Origin of the sequence: Cohnella zeiphila (genome assembly GCF_014212055.1) — a bacterium.
Classification (GTDB): domain Bacteria; phylum Bacillota; class Bacilli; order Paenibacillales; family Paenibacillaceae; genus Cohnella; species Cohnella zeiphila.
In genome coordinates, this window is the sequence record NZ_JACJVO010000086.1 from 1 (window position 1) to 555 (window position 555).

The following is a 555-nucleotide window of genomic DNA, read 5'->3' on the forward strand; positions in this document are numbered from 1 at the left end:
GATCCGGTCCGTCGAACGCAGTTCGCGATCGGCCAGTTTCTGCCCGTAAACGTCTTTCATCCGTTGGGGATTTTGCGATACGTACCCGATCGCGTGAAGAGGCGAGACCGGGCTGTCCTCCGGATACCGGTTGCGGTACGGCAGCACCGCCACGCCGATCAAGTCGAGCTTGCGGACGGCTTCTTCCTCTTCCTCCGACAGTCCGTGCGCCTCAGGGGAGTCGCCTTCCCGCCACACTTCGGCCGTCTTCAATCCGTTCAGCCATGCCGTCAGCCTGGCTTTGTCCGTGCCCAGAATCGCGGCCAGACGGCCCAGCGTCTCATCGGTTCCCCGGGGCATTCCCGCTTCGGGGAACGCGGCCAGCGCCCGGACCGTTTCCCCGGTCAACAGCTTCCCGCCGCGATCGGTGAACTGCCCCCGGCCGCTGTCCAGCATCAAGCTGTCGGAACGCTGCAAGGCCGCGCTCCGGCCGATCGCCGAGGCGCTCCGGTCCGCCCGCCCGGGCCCGAGCTGCATCCAGGCCAGCCGGGCGAGAACGAGAGCGAACGCCGCGGC

At 67.7% G+C, this 555-nt stretch carries 1 pseudogene; it reads right to left on the reverse strand.

Annotated features, from left to right (window positions below):
- Positions 1–555: pseudogene (locus H7C18_RS34755) on the reverse strand (hypothetical protein); the annotation flags it as partial.